Origin of the sequence: Fangia hongkongensis FSC776 = DSM 21703, from assembly GCF_000379445.1 — a bacterium.
GTDB classification, from domain to species: Bacteria; Pseudomonadota; Gammaproteobacteria; order Francisellales; family Francisellaceae; genus Fangia; species Fangia hongkongensis.
Window position 1 is genome coordinate 85427 of record NZ_KB902271.1, and the last position, 18138, is coordinate 103564.

Genomic DNA, 18138 nt, shown 5'->3' on the forward strand with positions numbered 1-18138 from the left:
AACTAAGGAACGTCTTCAATGACATCATCAAACCAAAAACGGTTAGCTTCTTTAATTAACTGTTATCGGAACATGTATCGCATTCGCGTAATTGATAACACTGAATCTGAGATGGTCAATAGCGGAAAAGCCAACTTTCTTGCCTCATCAGCAGGTCACGAAGGTGCTGCTATTTTTGCGGAGCATTTCACACAAGAGGACTGGCTACATTGCCACTACCGAGACAAACCACTTATGCACGCTCGTGGCATCAAACCTGTCATGTTCTTTTACAGCTCTTTATGCAAAGCTGAAGGCGTTTCAAACGGGCGCCAAATGGTTATCGGCATGAGTGAGCGCGCACTGAATATTGTCAGCATCATCACCCCAGTTGGAAACCAAGCCCTTCCAGCAACAGGTATTGCTCACAGCATCAAAAACGCCCCTTCCAAGCCCATCGTCTATTGTGGAATGGGAGATGGAACAACCCAACAAGGTGAGGTATTGGAAGCTTTTGCTGAAGCGAAGCGTCATAACTTACCTGTATTATTTGTCATCCAAGATAACAATCAAGCCATCTCAACTCGCACAAAGGGAAAAACATTTTACTCATTGCCGGATGGATCTGAGCCCACTGAATTCATGGGCATTCCTATCACACATCTAGATGGCACAAAGCCATTTGAAAGTTATGATGAAGTGGGTGAGATCATCGATACTATGCGTAAAGACAAAGCCCCACAGATTATTATTTTAAAAACAGTGCGTCTGAACAGCCATTCCAATGCTGATGATCATAGAATCTATCGAAGCGCTGATGAGCTTGAGACAATCAAAAAAGAAGACCCTCTAATTCATGCGCGACACTATTTACTAGATCAAGGTGTCGCAGAATCTGAACTTAGTGAAATTGAAAAAGCCTGTGAGCAAGAAGTCTCTAAAGCAGCTGAGTTGTCTTTACAAGGCTCTACGCCTGAAGCCTCTTTTGATGCTGAGAAGCCACTACCTTCACACCTTTTACCAACGGCATCTGAGTACCGTGGAGATTTCTCTGCTGAAACTCGCCTTGGAATGGGTGCTGCCATGCGTGAAGTCTTCAGACATCGTTTACAAAGTGACGATAAAGTCTATTTATTAGGGGAAGACATTGAAGATGAAAAAGGCGATGTTTTTGGCGTTACTAAAGGCTTATCCACACAGTTCCCAGGGCGTGTGGTCAATAGCCCTCTTGCTGAGGCAACCATTGTTGGCGTATGTTCAGGAATGGCATTAACAGGAAAACGCCCTGTCGCCTTTATCCAGTTTGCCGATTTTATGCCACCAGCTTATAATCAAATTTTCACAGAACTTGCTACAATGCATTGGCGCTCAAATGGCGATTGGGACTGCCCGGTGATTGTGTTTGCAGCTTGCGGTGGATATCGCCCAGGACTTGGTCCTTTTCATGCGCAAACTAACGAAGGAACTTATGCGCATATCCCGGGACTTGATGTCTATATGCCATCTAATGCTGCTGATGCCGCAGGCATGTTAAATGCGGCATTTGAGTCAAACCGACCAAGTATTTTTCTATACCCTAAAAAGCTTCTTAATAATGCAAGTGTTGAAGAGACAACCTCAAGTGATATTGATAAACAGCTTGTGCCTGTTGGAAAGGCAAGAATAGCAAAACCGGGAAGTGATATCACACTTGTCGGCTGGGGAAATACCGTTTCCTTGTGTCATGAAGTATCAGAGACACTTGAATCTGTCGGCATTGATGCTGAGATTATCGATATGCGCACCATTAAGCCATATGATCTACAAACCGTCCTCTCCTCGGCAGAAAAAACAAAACATCTCATTGTGACTCACGAAGATAATATGACTTGTGGCCTTGGTGGGGATATTATTGCATCTGTTGTTGAACATGCAAAAAGCACTATCAAAGCCAAACGCGTCACACGAGCAGACACGTATGTCCCATGCAACTTTGACAATCAAATGGAAGTACTGCCTTCTTTTGAAAGACTCCTTGGCGCAGCAGCAGATATGCTTGATTTGACCCTTGAGTGGGAAGTAATACAAAACACAGATAGCGGCAGCTATAATGTTGAAGTCATTGGTGCAAGCCCATCAGATGAAAGTGTTCTCATTACTGATTTATATGTGAATGTTGGCGATACTGTTAAGGTGGGTGATAAGCTTGTCGATTTAGAGGCAAGTAAGTCAGTTGGTGAGATTCTTTCACCCAGTAATGGTACAGTTGAAGAGATTTACGTTGAAGAGTCAGAACGTGTAACGGTCGGAGATAATCTTCTAAAGCTTCGCCTACCTGAAGGCGCAAGCAATGTTCAAAAAGTCAAAAAACGCCCGATTTTGAAACGTAAAGTGCAAAAAGAACAGCTTGATAAAGCACGTCAAAAAGGCGGGGTATACCCTGTTGGCATTATGACACCAAGCTTTAAAACTGGCTCTAAATGTGTCACCAATGAGATGCTACTTCAGAATTTTCCAGATCACAGCAGCAGCGATATTATTGATCGAACCGGTATTGAAAAGCGCTATTGGTTAGATGAGAATGAGAATATTTTGGACTTGACAGCAAATGTCGCCATCGATGCGCTCAATAAAGCAAATTTAACGCTTGCTGACATTGATCAGGTGATCTGTGCAACGTCTAGCCCTGATCAGTACCTCTCTCCCTCTATGGCATGTTTAGTCCTTGAGAAGCTCTATCATAGCTATGGTGAACGAGCAATTCCTGCTTATGATATTAACGCTGCCTGTAGCGGCTATATTTATGCCCTACAGAATGCTCGTGATTACCTGCAAACCAGACCAAATAAGCGTGTGCTAGTTATCACCTCTGAGTACATGAGTAAACGCACAGATGTGACTGATTTTGACACTGCATTTCTATTTGCCGATGCAGCTACGGCAACGATTGTTAATGGTAATGACCATCAAGATCAAAGCTGTGCTGTAATCGATGAGATTTCACTGACAGCGAATGCTGAGAATGGCGATATATTAAGCATTCCAACAAAAGAGGGCGAATATATACGCCTTGAAGGGCAAAAGCTCTTTAGCTTTGCCGTTAAAACCATGTCAATGATTATGCATAAATGTTGTCAGCAAAGTAATATTGCGCTTAATAGTGTTGACTTGGTTATCCCACATCAGGCAAATCAAAGAATATCTAATGCAGTTGAAAGGCGCCTTAAAATGCAAGCGGGTACACTTTATAGCAATATTGCAAATTATGGCAACACCTCTTCTTGCACTATTCCGATTGCCTTAGGAGAAACACTTGATGCACAAAAGAAAGATAACACAGTTGCACTTTGCGCATTTGGCTCTGGTTTCACCGCAGCTGCTGCACTATTAACAATGTTGAAATAAATATAATACCTATAGTTTTTAGTGTTTTTACACACACTTCATTGCTATTGAGGCAAAAATTCGCTATTAATGCTTCAAGTATAAGGTACGTGTCTTATTAACTGCTGAATTGACAACATACTCAAGCAAACATTCTTTTGTGAGTGAGTATTCCCTCTTAAAGCAGTTATACAAATATAAAAAGATTGAGAACAATTTAAGATATAGCAGAATGAGTAAAAATTTAGTAATTGTAGAATCACCCGCAAAATCAAAAACCATTAAAAAGTATCTTGGTAATGATTTTGAAATCCTTGCCTCCTATGGGCATGTCAGAGATTTAGAACCCAAAGAAGCTTCAGTAGATGTTGAAAATCACTTCAAAATGAAATATCAACTGATCGATAGAAACAAACGCCATGTCGATGCAATCAAAAAAGCAGCAAAAACTGCTGAATCTATTTATCTTGCAACGGATCCAGATAGAGAAGGCGAAGCCATTTCATGGCATATTTATGAGCTTTTGAAAAATGCCAGACTGCTAAAGGATAAAACTGTCCACAGGATTGCTTTTAATGAAATCACAAAATCAGCTGTCACTGAGGCTGTGGCGCATCCAAGAGAGCTTGCCATGGAGCTTGTTAATGCACAACAAGCAAGGCGTGCACTTGATTTTTTAGTTGGGTTTAAACTTTCACCTTTATTGTGGAAGAAAGTCAGACGAGGACTTTCTGCAGGACGTGTACAGTCCCCTGCTCTTCGTATGATTGTTGAGCGTGAGCTCGAAATTGAAGCCTTTGAAGTCAAAGAGTATTGGGGTATTAGTGCTGAGCTACAAAAAAAGCGTAAGTTCTTTGCTAAACTCACCGAATATAACCAGCAAAAACTTGAGCAGTTCTCTTTGATTAATGATGCTCAAGCTAATGATGCACTTGAAACCATTAAACAGGCTGCAAATGGCAGCCTTATCGTTGACAGCATTGTTAAAAAGCAAAAAAGAAGAAATCCAGCAGCACCTTTTATCACCTCCACCTTACAACAGGATGCCGCAAGAAAGCTTGGTTTCACCACGAAAAAAACCATGATGCTTGCCCAGCAGCTCTATGAGGGAATTGACCTTGGCAAAGAAGGCTCTGTTGGTCTTATTACCTATATGCGTACTGACTCTACAAACCTCTCTCAAGATGCGGTTAATGAGATACGAATGTTTATTACTGAGAGCTATGGCAGTGAGTCTTTACCGTCCAAACCTCGTGTATACAAAACAAAAAATCAAAATGCTCAAGAGGCGCATGAGGCTATTCGTCCCACATCTGCCTTTAGAAAACCAGATGAGATAAAATCTGCTTTAACTCAAGATCAATATAAGCTATATGCTCTTATCTGGAAGCGTGCTGTCGCCTGCCAGATGATTCATGCTGTGTTAAATACCGTTGCCATCGAGCTTGTTACTGAGAACCGTGCTCACCGCTTTAAAGCCACAGGATCCGTAATTCATAAACCTGGATTTTTAAGTGTTTATCAAGAGGCAAAAGATGAAGATGCCGAAGCGACAGATGAAGGAACCATTTTGCCTGAAGTCAAAGAAGGTGAAAAAATCACCGTCAATGATATCACAGCCAAACAACACTTTACTGAGCCACCACCGCGCTACAGTGAAGCCTCTTTAGTCAAGGCACTAGAAGAGCACGGCATCGGTCGACCTTCCACTTATGCAACCATTATTTCCACACTTCAGCAACGTGAATATGTTGAAGTAGATAAAAAACGCTTTAAACCAACTGACGTTGGTCGCGTGGTAAATGGCTTTTTAACCAATTACTTTAAAAAATATGTTGAATATAGCTTTACAGCCAACCTTGAAGATGAGCTTGATAATATCGCTGAGGGAAAATTGGAATGGGTGCCTGTATTAGAAGAGTTTTGGCAGCCTTTTATCAAACAAATTACCGATATTGACGCCAACGTGAAAAAAAGCGATGTCACGCAAGAGGCTTTAGATGAAGACTGCCCAGAGTGCGGACATAAGCTCTCTATTCGCTTGGGCAGAACAGGACGCTTTATTGGTTGCACGAACTACCCTGAGTGTAAATATACAAGAGCGCTAACAAAAGATGGTGAAGAGCCTCAAGAGAAAAAAGCCGAGCCGGAAATCGTGCCTGATAGAAAATGCCCTTCTTGTGAATCTGATCTTTTAATTAAACAGGGACGCTATGGCAAATTTATTGGCTGCTCGAACTATCCTAATTGTAAACACATGGAACCACTTGAAAAGCCAAAAGATACAGGTATTCAATGTCCAAAGTGTAAGAAAAATAACTTTGTTGAGAAAAAATCTCGTAAAGGTAAAGTGTTCTACGCCTGCGCCGGTTTCCCTAAATGCAAAAACTCATTTTGGTATCCGCCTATTGAAGAGGAATGCCCAAAATGTCACTCGCCTATACTATTGCACAAAACAACGAAAAAAGATGGCGAACAAAAAGTGTGTCCAAATGAAGAATGTGATTATGTTCTAAATATTGAGAGCAACCCTTCTTAATTATTTAGAGTGAGCAAGACTTTTTTTATTTTGATAGTTTATTGCGATCATACTGCACAGGGTTCCAATAATAATTAACACTCCTGCGCCGGTTGAAAGAAAAAAGATACAAATCACACCAATAATAAACTCAGCAACTAAGATACGATATAAATGGTGATGCTTAAATGTCATTAGACTCAGTATCACCATGATAATGCCACAGACAAATAGGGTCATTTCATAAATCAACATTGGCTCTTGAGGTATTCCAACTGTATTATATGTTACTTTATAGCCAATTAAAGATGAGCCAAAAAAGACGCTTATTGATAGCACAAATAACCATATCCCACCAATCAGGCATAAAATAGCACCTATTACTTTATAGATATTGTTCTTCATATTATTCACCCTTTTTCTATTTCTTCTGGCAACCTAAAGGCAATGACCTCATCACTTACCCGTGGCGTTAGAATGCTATTTCCGCCCACAACAAAAACAACATATTGTCTATTTTTATATTCATAAATAGCAGGAATCGCTACAGCTGGCGCAGATACATCATGCTGCCAAAGCACATCTCCTGTTTTAAGATCTAGTGCCCTGACTCTAGAGTCCATAGATCCACCGATAAATATAAGCCCTGATGCCGTGATAACAGGCCCTCCAATAGTAATAGAACCCCAAGATTTAGGCATATAAAACCCCCATTTTTGTACTTGCCCAAAAGGCTTTCTCCATAGGAGTTTTCCCGTGTTCAATTGATAGGCTGATATTGTTCCATAAGGTGGATTCCAACAAGGCATCCCTAAAGGATTTAAAAAGGCCGTGAGCTGCATTCCATAAGGCGAGCCTGTCATTGGAAAGTAGCCACCTGAAGCTTCGTTTGTCTTACCCGAGCGCTCAAGTAAATGATATTGTTTTCGAGGGATAAGCTTGTATATTTGCGCCAAAGACGAACTGTTGACAACAAAGACACCTGAATTAGGGTCAACTGCACCACCTCCCCACTCTACACCACCTGCAGTAGCAGGATAAACTAAGGTTCCCTTTTCGCTTGGCGGCGTAAATCGCCCTTGATATTCAAGTGTTTTCAATTTCCTTGAACAATAACCAAAACTCACAATATCGGCAAGTTTTGAAATCCCCGGAAAACTACCTGAGGTGGGAAGAGGATAAGGCACAAATGGCTGAGTTGGCGCAGCTTTCTCCCCATGTGCATTAGACACTGGAACTTTTTTTTCAATAATAGGGTAAATAGGCTCTCCTGTATAACGATTTAAAACATATAAAAAACCTTGTTTACTTGTTTGGACTAATGCTGGGATTACTCTGCCATCTATCGTTAAATCAACTAAAGTAGGGGCTGAATTGGTATCATAATCCCACAGATCATGATGGACAAGCTGATAAGACCAGATAACTTTACCTGTATAGATATTCAAAGCAGTCACTGATGTTGCCAAGGGAATGCTCTCTAATCGATTTCCACCCCAAAAATTAGGGCTTGGTGAGCTCACAGGAAGATATAAAATACCTGCTTTTGGGTCGATGGACATACTTGCCCATACATTTGCCGTTCCTGTCTTTACACTAACATCATGAGGGATAGAGTAAAAAGTCCATACGAGTTTACCTGTTCTGGCATCTACGGCAAAAACAGTACCTGTTGGATCAACAGCTCTTGCCCAATCTTTTCCAGCCCAGCCAATAATAATGAGATTTTTATATACAGTGGGTGGCTGTAAAAGTGATAAAGGCCATAGCTTTTTATGGTTATTCCACTGGTTGACATCAAGCATGCCATGATTAGCAAAATCTTGACATAACTTACCCGTATCAGCATCTACAGCGTATAGTTTACCTGTCATCGTACCAATATAGACTCTCTTTTGGCACGCTTTATTTGGTTGTCTATGCTCTGCCTGCCAATAAGCAACGCCTCTGTTTTTTAAATCTGGCTGGGTTAATGCTTTCAAACTTGCATGCGGATTAAAAACCCATATCACCTTCCCCGTTTCTGGGTCAAGAGCGAAAATACGATAAAAAGGCGTCCCAATATAAAGCATATTATTGGCAAAAATAGGCGTGGCAGACCAAACGGTTTGCGGCACTCCTTTCTCTCCTGTCGATACATCTGATGTATGCATTTTCCATGCAACTTCTAGCCCACGCACATTCTCTGGCGTGATTTGTTTAAGCTCTGAGTATTTTTGTGCTTTTAAATCACCATTAAATGTATTCCATAACGTCTCATTACTCGCTAATCCAAGTTGAATAAGAGTACAGAGCATTAATGAGGTCATCTTTATCCATTTCACGCTATCTCTCCCTAATTACTTCGTCAAAACCTGTATTAACCATCCAATAATTGCAATCATACTAAGTACAAGCAAGATCTTAGCCTCCAAGAGGTACGTTGCAAACAACACCCCTAAAAGTAAAATAATGCTAATAATATAGATAACTACCCTCTCCCATCTTGCATGAAGGTGCCTAAAAAGATAACAGAGCACTCCAAGTAAAAATAAAATAACGGCACTTATCAAGACCAAACGCATACCTGCAGTATGATTGATTGGACTATCGATCGAAAGATAATCATATAACCCAAGAAAAAAGACAATCAATGACATGATTGACATAATAACTATGCCAAACATTTTCTTTTGTGCTACTCCTCTATATGTTTGTGACCCATCCATTTTTATATCCTTACTGACTGATATTTGATAGTAAGGATAGTCAATTTGAACTATTCAGGAGGGAAATATCACATAAAACTTGCAATCAAGCCTAAAATTCCACCGAAGACACCGCCCCAAATAACAAGCCAACCTAGGTGTTTACGGATCATCTCTTGAATGATTTTTTTCACCATCTCTGGTGTCAGTTCATCTAAACGATTATCAATCATCACTTCAACTTTATCACTGATAATTTTACTATCGAAAGACTGTAAAATAGCGGTAATATTCTCCTGCATTTCAGGTTTGGATAGCATCTCTTCAAATGCTTTTGACATTTTCTCTTTGAAGCTTTCTCTCATCGGCTCAATTGCTTCTTTGCCCCCAAGAAATGATTGAATCATGCCGCCAAAGCTACTGGCCATAATTGTCTCCACAAATCGATCAAATAAAAGATCATAGTCAATAAGCTTTGCGATTTTGCTTTGCAATATCTTTGGATCAAATTCAAATGATTTTAACAGAAACTTTTCAATTTGATCATGATGAAAAAACTGCTTGATAATCATATTCTTAATAGCACGTTTAAATGATTCAAACTGCTTTGGAATAATACCAGAGCCATAAATAAATGGAATTTTATCAAAGAGCATAATGATCGCAAGCCAGTTAGTAATTGCCCCTGAAAGCGCATAAAACCCTATAGATTTAATATGTTCTTCTGCAAAAACAATACCAATAAGACTAACAATTAATGCAATTAAATTTGTGACTGAACTTTTATTTATCATCCGTTATACACTATAGTTTCAAAAGCCAACATGATAAAAAAAATGACTCACAAGGACAAGTTTTATGCTAAAGAAAATCAGCTCATACAATCAAGATAGTTGCATCATCGCTTAGTCACTATATAATGGACGATTATCCTGATAATATGAATGACCCTGAAAAACAGATGAGTTGGCTGACAAAAATTATTCCGCAACTACGCTCAGATTCTGAGAGAAAAGAGTTGCCAGAAGGCGTTTGGCATAAGTGTCCTGAATGTAGTTCGATTTTATATTTGCCTGATTTATTAGAAAACCTAATGGTCTGCAGCAACTGTAACCACCATATGCGCATCAGTGCGCGTAAACGTGCGCAGATGTTTTTTGACAAAGACAGTGCAACCGAGCACTTCACAGAAATCAAACCTAAAGATATTCTAAAGTTTAAAGATACAAAATCATATAAAGACCGCCTGTCACAAGCACAGAAGAAAACAAAAGAAAACGATGCACTTTTGGTATTTGACGGCACAATTGTTGGCACACCTGTTGTCAGCGCTATTTTTGATTTTACCTTTCTTGGTGGTTCTATGGGATCTGTTGTTGGCGAGAAGTTTGTCCGCGCAGTGAATCTTGCCATTGAAAAGCGTCTACCACTTATTTGTTTTACTGCAAGCGGTGGTGCGAGAATGCAAGAGTCTCTTTTTTCTCTGATGCAAATGGCAAAAACAAGTGCAGCTCTTGCTAAGCTTGCTGAGCATAAACTTCCTTACATCGTGGTTTTAACAGACCCGACAACAGGTGGTGTGTCCGCCTCACTTGCCATGCTAGGAGATATTCACATTGCTGAGCCAAATGCCTTAATTGGATTTGCAGGTCCGCGCGTCATTGAGCAAACTGTTCGCGAGAAGCTTCCTGAAGGCTTTCAGAGAAGTGAATTTTTGGTTGAAAAAGGGATGGTTGATATGATTGTCTCAAGAGCGGATCTTCCAAGTGAAATCTCAAGGCTTATCACTAAGTTAATACATACAAAGCCAGATCAAAAGATTATAAGCGACAACAGTGATGTTGCCTAAATGTGAGGCGTTAATAAATCACATTATTTCTAAAAATTACCCACAATGCCAATTTGAGGATATTGGAAAGTTTGCCTCTTTGCTGAAGCTTTCTTACCGTCCAAACATTATCACTATCACCGGCACAAATGGAAAGGGCTCTACCCTTTTTGCCTTAGCGCACTTTTTCGCTCACAATAAAATCTCTTTTATCGCACACAGCTCTCCACATTTTAATGCATTTAATGAGCGTATTAATGATAATGGTATAGCCATATCTGATGAAAGACTTTTCTTAATCTTACAAACGATTGACCATGCGGCAGACGCGCTGCAAGTTCGATTAAATTACTATCAGATTGGCTTTTTATGTGCTCTTTGTCAAACCGAGAGCAAAAAGCCTAAATGGCTGATTCTAGAAGTGGGAATTGGCGGCAGAGTTGATCCTGCTAATTATTTTGATGCTGATATTGCTATTATCACATATGTAGGGCTTGATCATATGGAAATTCTAGGTAACAGTATTGAACAAATCGCTTGGGATAAGGTGCATATTGCAAGAGCTGATAAGCCCATTATTATTGGGGAAGACTTGCCATCTAATGCCTATCAATATCTTCTTGACATTAATGCTCATATTATCCATGCCAAAAGTAGACCATCTCACAGTATAAGCACGCTTCCTCCGACCTCGCTTAACTGTGCATTAAGTGCAATAGAGTTTATCCAAAAAAATACATCTGATTCTTACCACATACCTGAAGATCTCTTTCAGCTAGAGATCCCTGGGCGCTGCCAACACATTCAAACAAGTCCTCATATCTTTGTTGATGTGGCGCATAATCCTGATGCTGTTAGCTTTATGTTAAAGAAACTTGCGCCCTATATACAAAATGCCGCATGTGTTTTTGCGCTATTTGCTGCGCAAACCACTAAAGATATTCACACTATTTACACACTTGCCAATAAAGTTGTTGATAAATGGCTGATTGCAGATTTACATGATACTGATCCGCGATTTAAAAATATCCAAAACGCTCGCATTTTACCAACTGATAACAATATAGAACACGTCGACTCTTTTGATGATGCTTATCAAAAGCTATTTGCAAAAATTAAAGAAAATGACCTTGTTATTGTTTTTGGTTCTTTTACACTAGCAAGTAAGTTTATCCACAAACACCAAAATATTAATCTAACTAATGACAACCACAGCTTATCATGCCAATAATGAACAACGAATGCTAGCGCTTGGCAAAAAGCTTGCCGATAAACTCTCACCCAAAGATATCATCTATCTTCATGGCAACCTTGGTGCCGGCAAAACCACTTTGGTGAAAGGAATTTTGCGCGCAATTGGCTTTACAGGCAATGTCAAGAGCCCAACTTATACCTTAGTGGAAAACTATTTTATTTCGCCACTTGAGTTGTACCATTTTGACTTATATCGCTTGGCAGATCCCGAGGAGCTTGAATGGATGGGAATTCGTGACTACTTTGAGCATGATGCCATTTCGCTAATTGAATGGCCAGAGAAAGGCCAAGGGATACTCCCCTCCCCAACCAAGGAAATTTATATTGAATATTACAATAAAGGACGTAAAATAACACTCTTTGAACATTAAGAGTACATAATATGATACAGGCAGCAGTTATCCTACTTGCACTTATTTTAGGATATTTCATTGATATTCGTGCGCTTTCAAATCGTATTATTAATCACATTCTCTCGATTGTTATCGGCGCCATTATTTTTGTTATGGGCTATAACTTTGGTGCACTTGCCACTGAAATCCAACATGAGCTAAGCTCATTGATGCTCATCACCATGAGCTATATTGTTGCACTTTTAATTATTAATGGCTTTGCTATTTGGCTTTTTTTCACATTGAAACCAAAATATAAACTCCTTGCTGATGCGCATCTACATAGCAAAAAAAGTCCGTTAAAACCAGTCATCCAGAGCTGCAAATATCTGTTGTATCTGGTCATTGGCGCCTTTTTGGGTATTTATTTCGGCGTAAAACTCAACAATATCAGCCTTATCATTGATGGCATATTAATCATTACTCTTTTTATTATTGGCATGCAAATGCGCCGTGAAGGACATTCTTTAACCCAGCTGCTTAAGAACAAAACTGGCATTATTGTTGCTTGCATTTTGATTATCAGCTCACTGGTAACAGGGCTTATTCTTGGCCTTATTTTTCAAATATCAATTCCACATGCCCTTATGATTACAAGCGGCTTTGGATGGTATAGCTTATCAAGTATCTTAAATGCGCAGCTGATTAATGCGCACTATGGGACGATTACATTTTTTATCGACTTCTCACGCGAAATTCTTGCAATCCTGCTGATTCCAACCTTTGCTAAACGCTTTGGTGTTGAACTATTAGGATATAGCGGAGCGACTGCGATGGACTTTACTTTGCCAGTTATTAAAGACAATATCGGCATGCATGCTGTCCCAGTTGCGATTAGCTCTGGCTTTATTCTCACCATTGCCACACCTATTTTAATTCCTATCATTAATCTATTTGCCCATTAAGCTTTAATTTTTACTTATCTCTCGGTAAAATTTTATTATCTTATTTACCCAGAGTTTTAGATATAACTATGAGCAACGAAAAGCCAATTGAAGAGAAAGCCCAAAAACTTGGGATTAATAATATAAAACGCCATATTTTCCTGTGCTGTGATCAGACTAAAGATAAATGCTGCAATAGAGAAGCCTCTCTTATTTCATGGAATTATCTTAAAAACAGGCTCTCTGAGCTTAAGCTTTCTCAATCAGGTGAGATTTACCGTACAAAAGCAAATTGCCTGAGAGTTTGCCAAAAAGGTCCTATTGCTGTTGTATACCCAGAGGGTGTTTGGTATCACTCGTGCACACCTGAGGTGTTAGAGAGCATTATTCAAGAGCACCTGATTAAAGGAAAAGTTCTCAAGGAATATCAAATCACCTGCGTTTAAAGCAGCTCATTATAAGCGTAATTAGCACACTACCAATCACAGTCACCCATAAACCCAGTAACATAAAATCATATACGTCCCATGCTAAATGCGCCTGAATAAATGTCCAAACTGAAACGCCAAAAGTAACAGTAAATGAAACAGCAGCGGCAGCACTACCATGCCCTCTTTCAATATAAAGCATTGCTGAACCCGTTGATAAAGGAGCAATATAACCAGCACAAAAACTTAAAAGAATCAGCGCAATACTGAGATAAAGTGCGCTATAAGGCAATGTGCTAAACAAAACAGCAAAAATAACAAATAGAGCTAACAATATAAACCTGTAAACTATGCGGTGGGCAACTTCTGTCATTCTGCGATAACTTAAAATACCCAATATATAAAAAAGCGTAATCAAACATAAAACAATATTAAATGCTACTGCCGTCATATTAAGTGTGCCTTGCAACAACCCACTGGCATTGGCCATTATAATTTGAATATAAAATGAAAATACAAAAACAAGCATGATAAGATTAATTGCATAGCCTCTAGCTGAAAAAATGTACGCAAAATTCTTAATGATTGTATTAAGTTTAATGAGCTTTTGAGAACTTTTGTCATACAATAAAACGCCTCTGCAACTAATGAGCAAAGCAAGCTCAATAACAGCCATAGCAATATAAGCTAATCGCCAGCTTTCAGTGGCTAAAGTTCGCGCCATAAGTGAGCTTAGAAGTGGCGCCACCACAATACATATTGATAAAAGAGAATATGATTTTTTCATTTGTAACGCATTTATCGCGTGCCGTGAAACAAATGAACGCGCAATGGATGCATAAGGACCTGTGCCAATTCCCATCAATATAAAGCCAAGATAAAGCATCCCTAAATTTTGTGCTAAAGAAACGATAACAAGACCAATGATAGAAATCACCTGAACCACATTTAAAACTTTTGAAGCGCCAATCACATCCGAGGCACTCGCTAAAATAATTGCCGAGATACTGTATATCATAAAAAGTGCACTGATCGCTGATAATACTGCACTATGACTAAGTGACAAGTGGCGCGCTACATCAGAAGTTAAAGACAACGAAAGTGTTAAAGTCATATAACCGACCAATGTTAATATATTCGCTGTAAAATTAATTACGCTTACTTTTCTCATAAATATTTTGTATCCAAAGAATATCTATCTACATTCTAGCAAAAAAGGCTGCTTGTAAATTAGCTAACTGCTACTACTCCCCTTGCAATCTTCTCAGGTTTTCCCCTACACTAATGATCAGCTTATTCCTAAGGAGAACCTTATGCAAATCTACACCCATTTTGATGCAGGTAGTATTGAAGTTGTTTCAATAGAAAATCACCATGCAAAGCTGAATATTCGCCAAGATACCCACTCTGATTTTTTACAATGGTTTTACTTTCAGGTAAATCTGAAAACACTCAATAGCTGCACTTTCAGTATTCATAATGCAGGAAAAACCAGTTATCCAAAGGGATGGTTTAACTATCGCCCATGCATCTCTTATGATCGAAAAAACTGGAAGCGTCTTGATTCAGCGAATTTTAATGGAGAAGCGTTGGAGTTTACACTAACCCCCGAAGATCAACAGTTTTACCTTGCTTATTTCACCCCTTTTAGTTATGAGCAACATCTTGATTTGATCGCTAAAGCACAAGCTTACCAACATGTTACCCATCATGTTTTAGGACAAACAACACAAGGGCGAAACATTGATCTATTACACATTTCAAAGACAGATAAGCCTAAGAAAAAAATCTGGATTATTGCGCGCCAACATCCAGGTGAAACCATGGCTGAGTGGTTCATCAAAGGTGTCGTGGAAAAGCTTAGTCAAACGGTCGAGCCAGAAATAAATACTCTCTTAAAGACTTCCGCTTTTTATATTGTACCAAATATGAATGTTGATGGCGCTCATTTAGGTAATTTACGCGTTAATGCCAAAGGGGTTAATCTTAACCGTGAATGGTTAAGCCCAAGCATTGAAAAAAGCCCTGAGGTCTTTTATGTACTTGAAAAGATCAAAGAGACAGGTGTTGATTTATTCTTAGATATTCACGGTGACGAGGAAATTCCTTATAACTTTATTAGCGCAAGTGAAGGGATCCCAAACCTGAGCAATGAAATCTTTAATGCGGAACAACAGTTTATCCACAACCTTTTAAAGACCAGTAACGAATTCCAACGAGAGCATGGCTATGCGATTGATGAAAAAGGCAAGGCTGATCTTAGTATGGCATCCAACTATATCTCCAACGCCTTTTTATGTCCATCGATGACTATTGAAATGCCTTTTAAAGATAATGACAATGCGCCAAATGCGATAACAGGCTGGTCAGCAGAGCGCTCAGCACAATTTGGCCAAGATACATTAAAGGCTATTTACCAGTTATACAAAACTGACTTAGAAAGTCACTCTCGGACCCACGATCAAATCATCTAAGCTCTGAAGTGGACCCAATGGACGAATCTCATCAACATAGGCTTTTCTTTTTGGCTCTCCAGACCAAAGTTTATACACTACTGTCTCATCTTGAATAATAAACACAGCTTGAAATGCCCACCCTTGTTTTAATACTTCTCGACGAAAGCCTGTTAAATCTAAAAATGCATTGCCAATACGCTTCTCATAGTCATAATCAACATTAACAACATAGGCATGACATCGCTTGAACACACTTAAACACTCAGCAACGGCATCAGGAACATTTTTCCCTGTGCTTAATGGGTCAAAGCGAATACGAATATCTAGGTAACTGTCAATTTTGACATTATTAGCAACATATGGATCAAAGCCAAGCTGCTTGAGTTCACTCACTGTCGTTTTATATGGTGCAACCTTATTATAGCTTTGTTGAATCGCATTAAATGATGCCCAATTATCTGTACGTTCTGTTGTTTTGGAAGGCAATAAGAAACTGCATCCAACAAGAAAGCCTGCTATGCTAAGGATGGTAGTGCAATAACACAAAGAACGTATCATTAAGCTCACCTATTTATACCTTTGCTACTAGTATAGAGTGCGATTGTTGTTTTGCCATAAACCTCAAATCACCCAATAATCGAAGCATTTAAATTTCAGCTAAACATGGATCATAAAGCGCATAAATATCAACTAATTCAATACTTTCGGCTTGTAAAAATAAAACTCTATACTATGCTCCAAATGAGCATAAACAAAAGGAGAGAGACTTTGAAAAATGGAAAAATTGCACTTGCGACCTTAATACTACTGGGCGCAAGCGGACAGTCATTTGCAGTAGAAGGCGCAAGCGCCTCTTCATCAGCAGCATTAACCTCTAATGTATCTGAAAAAGGCAAAAAAGCCTCTTCAGATTATTTCTTTACAATGGACTATCTTAAAATGGCTACCCTTCCAGGCTTTAGTATGGGAGCACCCGCCGGGATGGTTCCATCATGGGGTGTTGCATTTGCTTCATTTGGTGGCATTACAAACAGCCCCTCTGATTATCGTACAGATGGTAGCGCTTCAGTTGGTTTTGGTATCGGGGATGCTAAGAAAAATGTTGGCGGTGCTGTTAGCCTAGGAATAGGAAGTATTAACCCAACAGATGGCGGCTCCTTTAATCGAGGCAATATTGGCCTTTCTCTTGGTCATTTCTTCACAAAAACACTAACAAGTGTGGCAGTCGGTGGACAGAGCTTAGGTGGCTGGAATGCTGGCGGATCAAGCGCTGTTGATCCTTCCTACTATGCTGCTGTAACCCAAATTCTTCCCAATAATATTGCCCCTGTCATTGTCAACGCAGGGATCGGAACCAACTCGTATTTCTTCTTGCGAAGCACCAAAAAACCAACAACTCATATTGCACCATTTGGGTCAGTTGCTGTATATGTTTTACCACAAGTCAGCTTAATTGCTGATTATACATCTGGTGTTGCTTCAGCGGGGGCCTCTATCGTTCCAGTAGCTGCATGGCCAATTACTGTGAATGTCGGTGCTTGGGATGTTTTCAAATACGCACCAAACCATGACAGAATTTCACTGTCAGGCTCTGTTGCCTATGCCTATGTATTTTAATCATTTCAAATTTTAAAAGGTGGATAATAGAAATGGAAACACTCATTAGAAAAAGTTACAAACAATCAGCAAAGCTCTTGGCTATCTTTTTTATTTTGCTAGCACCAATATCTCTTAGCATTTCACTAACACATGCTGCCACGACAGGTTCATCAAGTAGTGATGATAGTAGTGATAGTGGTGGTAGTAGCGATGGTGGCGGATCTTCTGGCGGCTCTGGAGGCGGCGGTATTGGCGCGTCATTTGCTGCAGCAATCACTGGCGCCGCTGGATCAAGCAGTTCAGCATCTACTTCGGCTGCCTCAACTACCACCGCTGAGGTGACAACCAATACACCTTATACTTATCGAGGCTAATACATTAATCTGGTAATACTTTTTTCTTCTTTTCCCTTCAGCGCACAGCATGATACAATTGAGTGCATACCAAAGCTAATACTGATTACTATTCAATAATGAAAAATGAGGATATCGATAAGCAATCTCAAATGTCGCATCTGGAGTTGTTTAAATTAAATGGCGCCAAAGCGGCAATGCGATCGCTTATTTTTATTTTAATCTTTGCGCTTTTTCTTTATGCGATAACTGGTGATATTCTCTCCCCTGAGCTTGCCGTTATCTTTTTTCTGATCGACGCAAGTATTAATACTTTCAAACACAAATGGTTCAAAAACTTAAGAAAATAATGCTCCAAATAGTTGGCTGCATATAGGACAGCCTCACTGGAATATTC

General features: G+C 39.5%; 17 protein-coding genes. 11 read left to right on the forward strand and 6 right to left on the reverse strand.

What is annotated here, in order from left to right; genetic code table 11:
- Positions 1-18 precede the first annotated feature (18 nt).
- Positions 19-3363 carry a beta-ketoacyl-ACP synthase 3 gene (locus tag A37Q_RS0111040; protein WP_018300334.1) on the forward strand — a complete coding sequence of 1115 codons (3345 nt, stop codon included), beginning with the start codon at positions 19-21 and terminating at the stop codon, positions 3361-3363.
- Positions 3364-3574: 211 nt separating this feature from the next.
- A complete protein-coding gene (topA, locus tag A37Q_RS0111045; RefSeq protein ID WP_018300335.1) occupies positions 3575-5881 on the forward strand; it encodes a type I DNA topoisomerase in 2307 nt (768 codons plus the stop codon).
- Here the strand turns inward: topA and A37Q_RS0111050 are convergent, their stop codons facing one another.
- The 4 genes from A37Q_RS0111050 to A37Q_RS0111065 form a co-directional block, all read right to left on the reverse strand.
- Entirely contained in the window at positions 5882-6265 is a 384-nt protein-coding gene (locus A37Q_RS0111050) for a hypothetical protein (RefSeq protein WP_018300336.1), read from the reverse strand.
- A gap of 5 nt (positions 6266-6270) precedes the next feature.
- Entirely contained in the window at positions 6271-8184 is a 1914-nt protein-coding gene (locus A37Q_RS0111055) for a pyrroloquinoline quinone-dependent dehydrogenase (RefSeq protein WP_200403748.1), read from the reverse strand.
- Between the two features lie 15 nt (positions 8185-8199).
- A complete protein-coding gene (locus tag A37Q_RS0111060; RefSeq protein ID WP_018300338.1) occupies positions 8200-8568 on the reverse strand; it encodes a hypothetical protein in 369 nt (122 codons plus the stop codon).
- A 68-nt stretch (positions 8569-8636) separates the two neighbouring features.
- On the reverse strand, positions 8637-9341 hold the full coding sequence (locus A37Q_RS0111065) for a DUF445 domain-containing protein (RefSeq protein ID WP_018300339.1): 705 nt from the start codon (positions 9339-9341) through the stop codon (positions 8637-8639).
- Positions 9342-9508: 167 nt separating this feature from the next.
- Between A37Q_RS0111065 and accD the strand changes: the two genes are divergently transcribed.
- From accD to A37Q_RS0111090, 5 genes are all read left to right on the forward strand, one after another.
- Positions 9509-10396 (forward strand): acetyl-CoA carboxylase, carboxyltransferase subunit beta, encoded by an 888-nt coding sequence (accD, locus tag A37Q_RS15335; protein WP_035405272.1) that lies wholly within the window; start codon positions 9509-9511, stop codon positions 10394-10396.
- Positions 10386-11606 (forward strand): glutamate ligase domain-containing protein, encoded by a 1221-nt coding sequence (locus A37Q_RS0111075; protein WP_018300341.1) that lies wholly within the window; start codon positions 10386-10388, stop codon positions 11604-11606. Before accD ends, A37Q_RS0111075 begins: the two co-directional genes overlap by 11 nt.
- The gene (gene tsaE, locus A37Q_RS0111080) at positions 11578-12000 is read left to right on the forward strand and encodes a tRNA (adenosine(37)-N6)-threonylcarbamoyltransferase complex ATPase subunit type 1 TsaE (RefSeq protein WP_018300342.1); all 423 of its coding nucleotides are present in this window, start codon (positions 11578-11580) and stop codon (positions 11998-12000) included. Before A37Q_RS0111075 ends, tsaE begins: the two co-directional genes overlap by 29 nt.
- A gap of 11 nt (positions 12001-12011) precedes the next feature.
- Complete coding sequence (locus A37Q_RS0111085) at positions 12012-12926, forward strand: LysO family transporter (protein WP_018300343.1); 915 nt, start codon at positions 12012-12014, stop codon at positions 12924-12926.
- 68 nt (positions 12927-12994) lie between these two features.
- On the forward strand, positions 12995-13351 hold the full coding sequence (locus tag A37Q_RS0111090; RefSeq protein ID WP_018300344.1) for a (2Fe-2S) ferredoxin domain-containing protein: 357 nt from the start codon (positions 12995-12997) through the stop codon (positions 13349-13351).
- Here A37Q_RS0111090 and A37Q_RS0111095 read toward each other — a convergent pair.
- Positions 13338-14504, reverse strand: a complete 1167-nt coding sequence (locus tag A37Q_RS0111095; protein ID WP_018300345.1) for an MFS transporter — start codon at positions 14502-14504, stop codon at positions 13338-13340. The two genes, A37Q_RS0111090 and A37Q_RS0111095, sit on opposite strands and share 14 nt — an antisense overlap.
- Before the next feature lie 142 nt (positions 14505-14646).
- On the opposite strand from A37Q_RS0111095, the gene A37Q_RS0111100 reads away from it, so the two are divergent.
- A complete protein-coding gene (locus A37Q_RS0111100; protein ID WP_018300346.1) occupies positions 14647-15807 on the forward strand; it encodes a M14 family metallopeptidase in 1161 nt (386 codons plus the stop codon).
- Here A37Q_RS0111100 and A37Q_RS0111105 read toward each other — a convergent pair.
- On the reverse strand, positions 15769-16347 hold the full coding sequence (locus A37Q_RS0111105; protein WP_018300347.1) for a hypothetical protein: 579 nt from the start codon (positions 16345-16347) through the stop codon (positions 15769-15771). The genes A37Q_RS0111100 and A37Q_RS0111105 overlap by 39 nt on opposite strands.
- 210 nt (positions 16348-16557) lie before the next feature.
- Between A37Q_RS0111105 and A37Q_RS0111110 the strand changes: the two genes are divergently transcribed.
- From A37Q_RS0111110 to A37Q_RS0111120, 3 genes are all read left to right on the forward strand, one after another.
- Positions 16558-17406, forward strand: coding sequence for a hypothetical protein (locus A37Q_RS0111110; RefSeq protein WP_018300348.1), 849 nt, complete (start codon positions 16558-16560; stop codon positions 17404-17406).
- 32 nt (positions 17407-17438) lie between these two features.
- Entirely contained in the window at positions 17439-17762 is a 324-nt protein-coding gene (locus A37Q_RS15340) for a hypothetical protein (protein WP_018300349.1), read from the forward strand.
- Positions 17763-17893: 131 nt separating this feature from the next.
- On the forward strand, positions 17894-18091 hold the full coding sequence (locus tag A37Q_RS0111120) for a hypothetical protein (protein ID WP_169710302.1): 198 nt from the start codon (positions 17894-17896) through the stop codon (positions 18089-18091).
- The last annotated feature ends 47 nt before the right edge of the window (positions 18092-18138 follow it).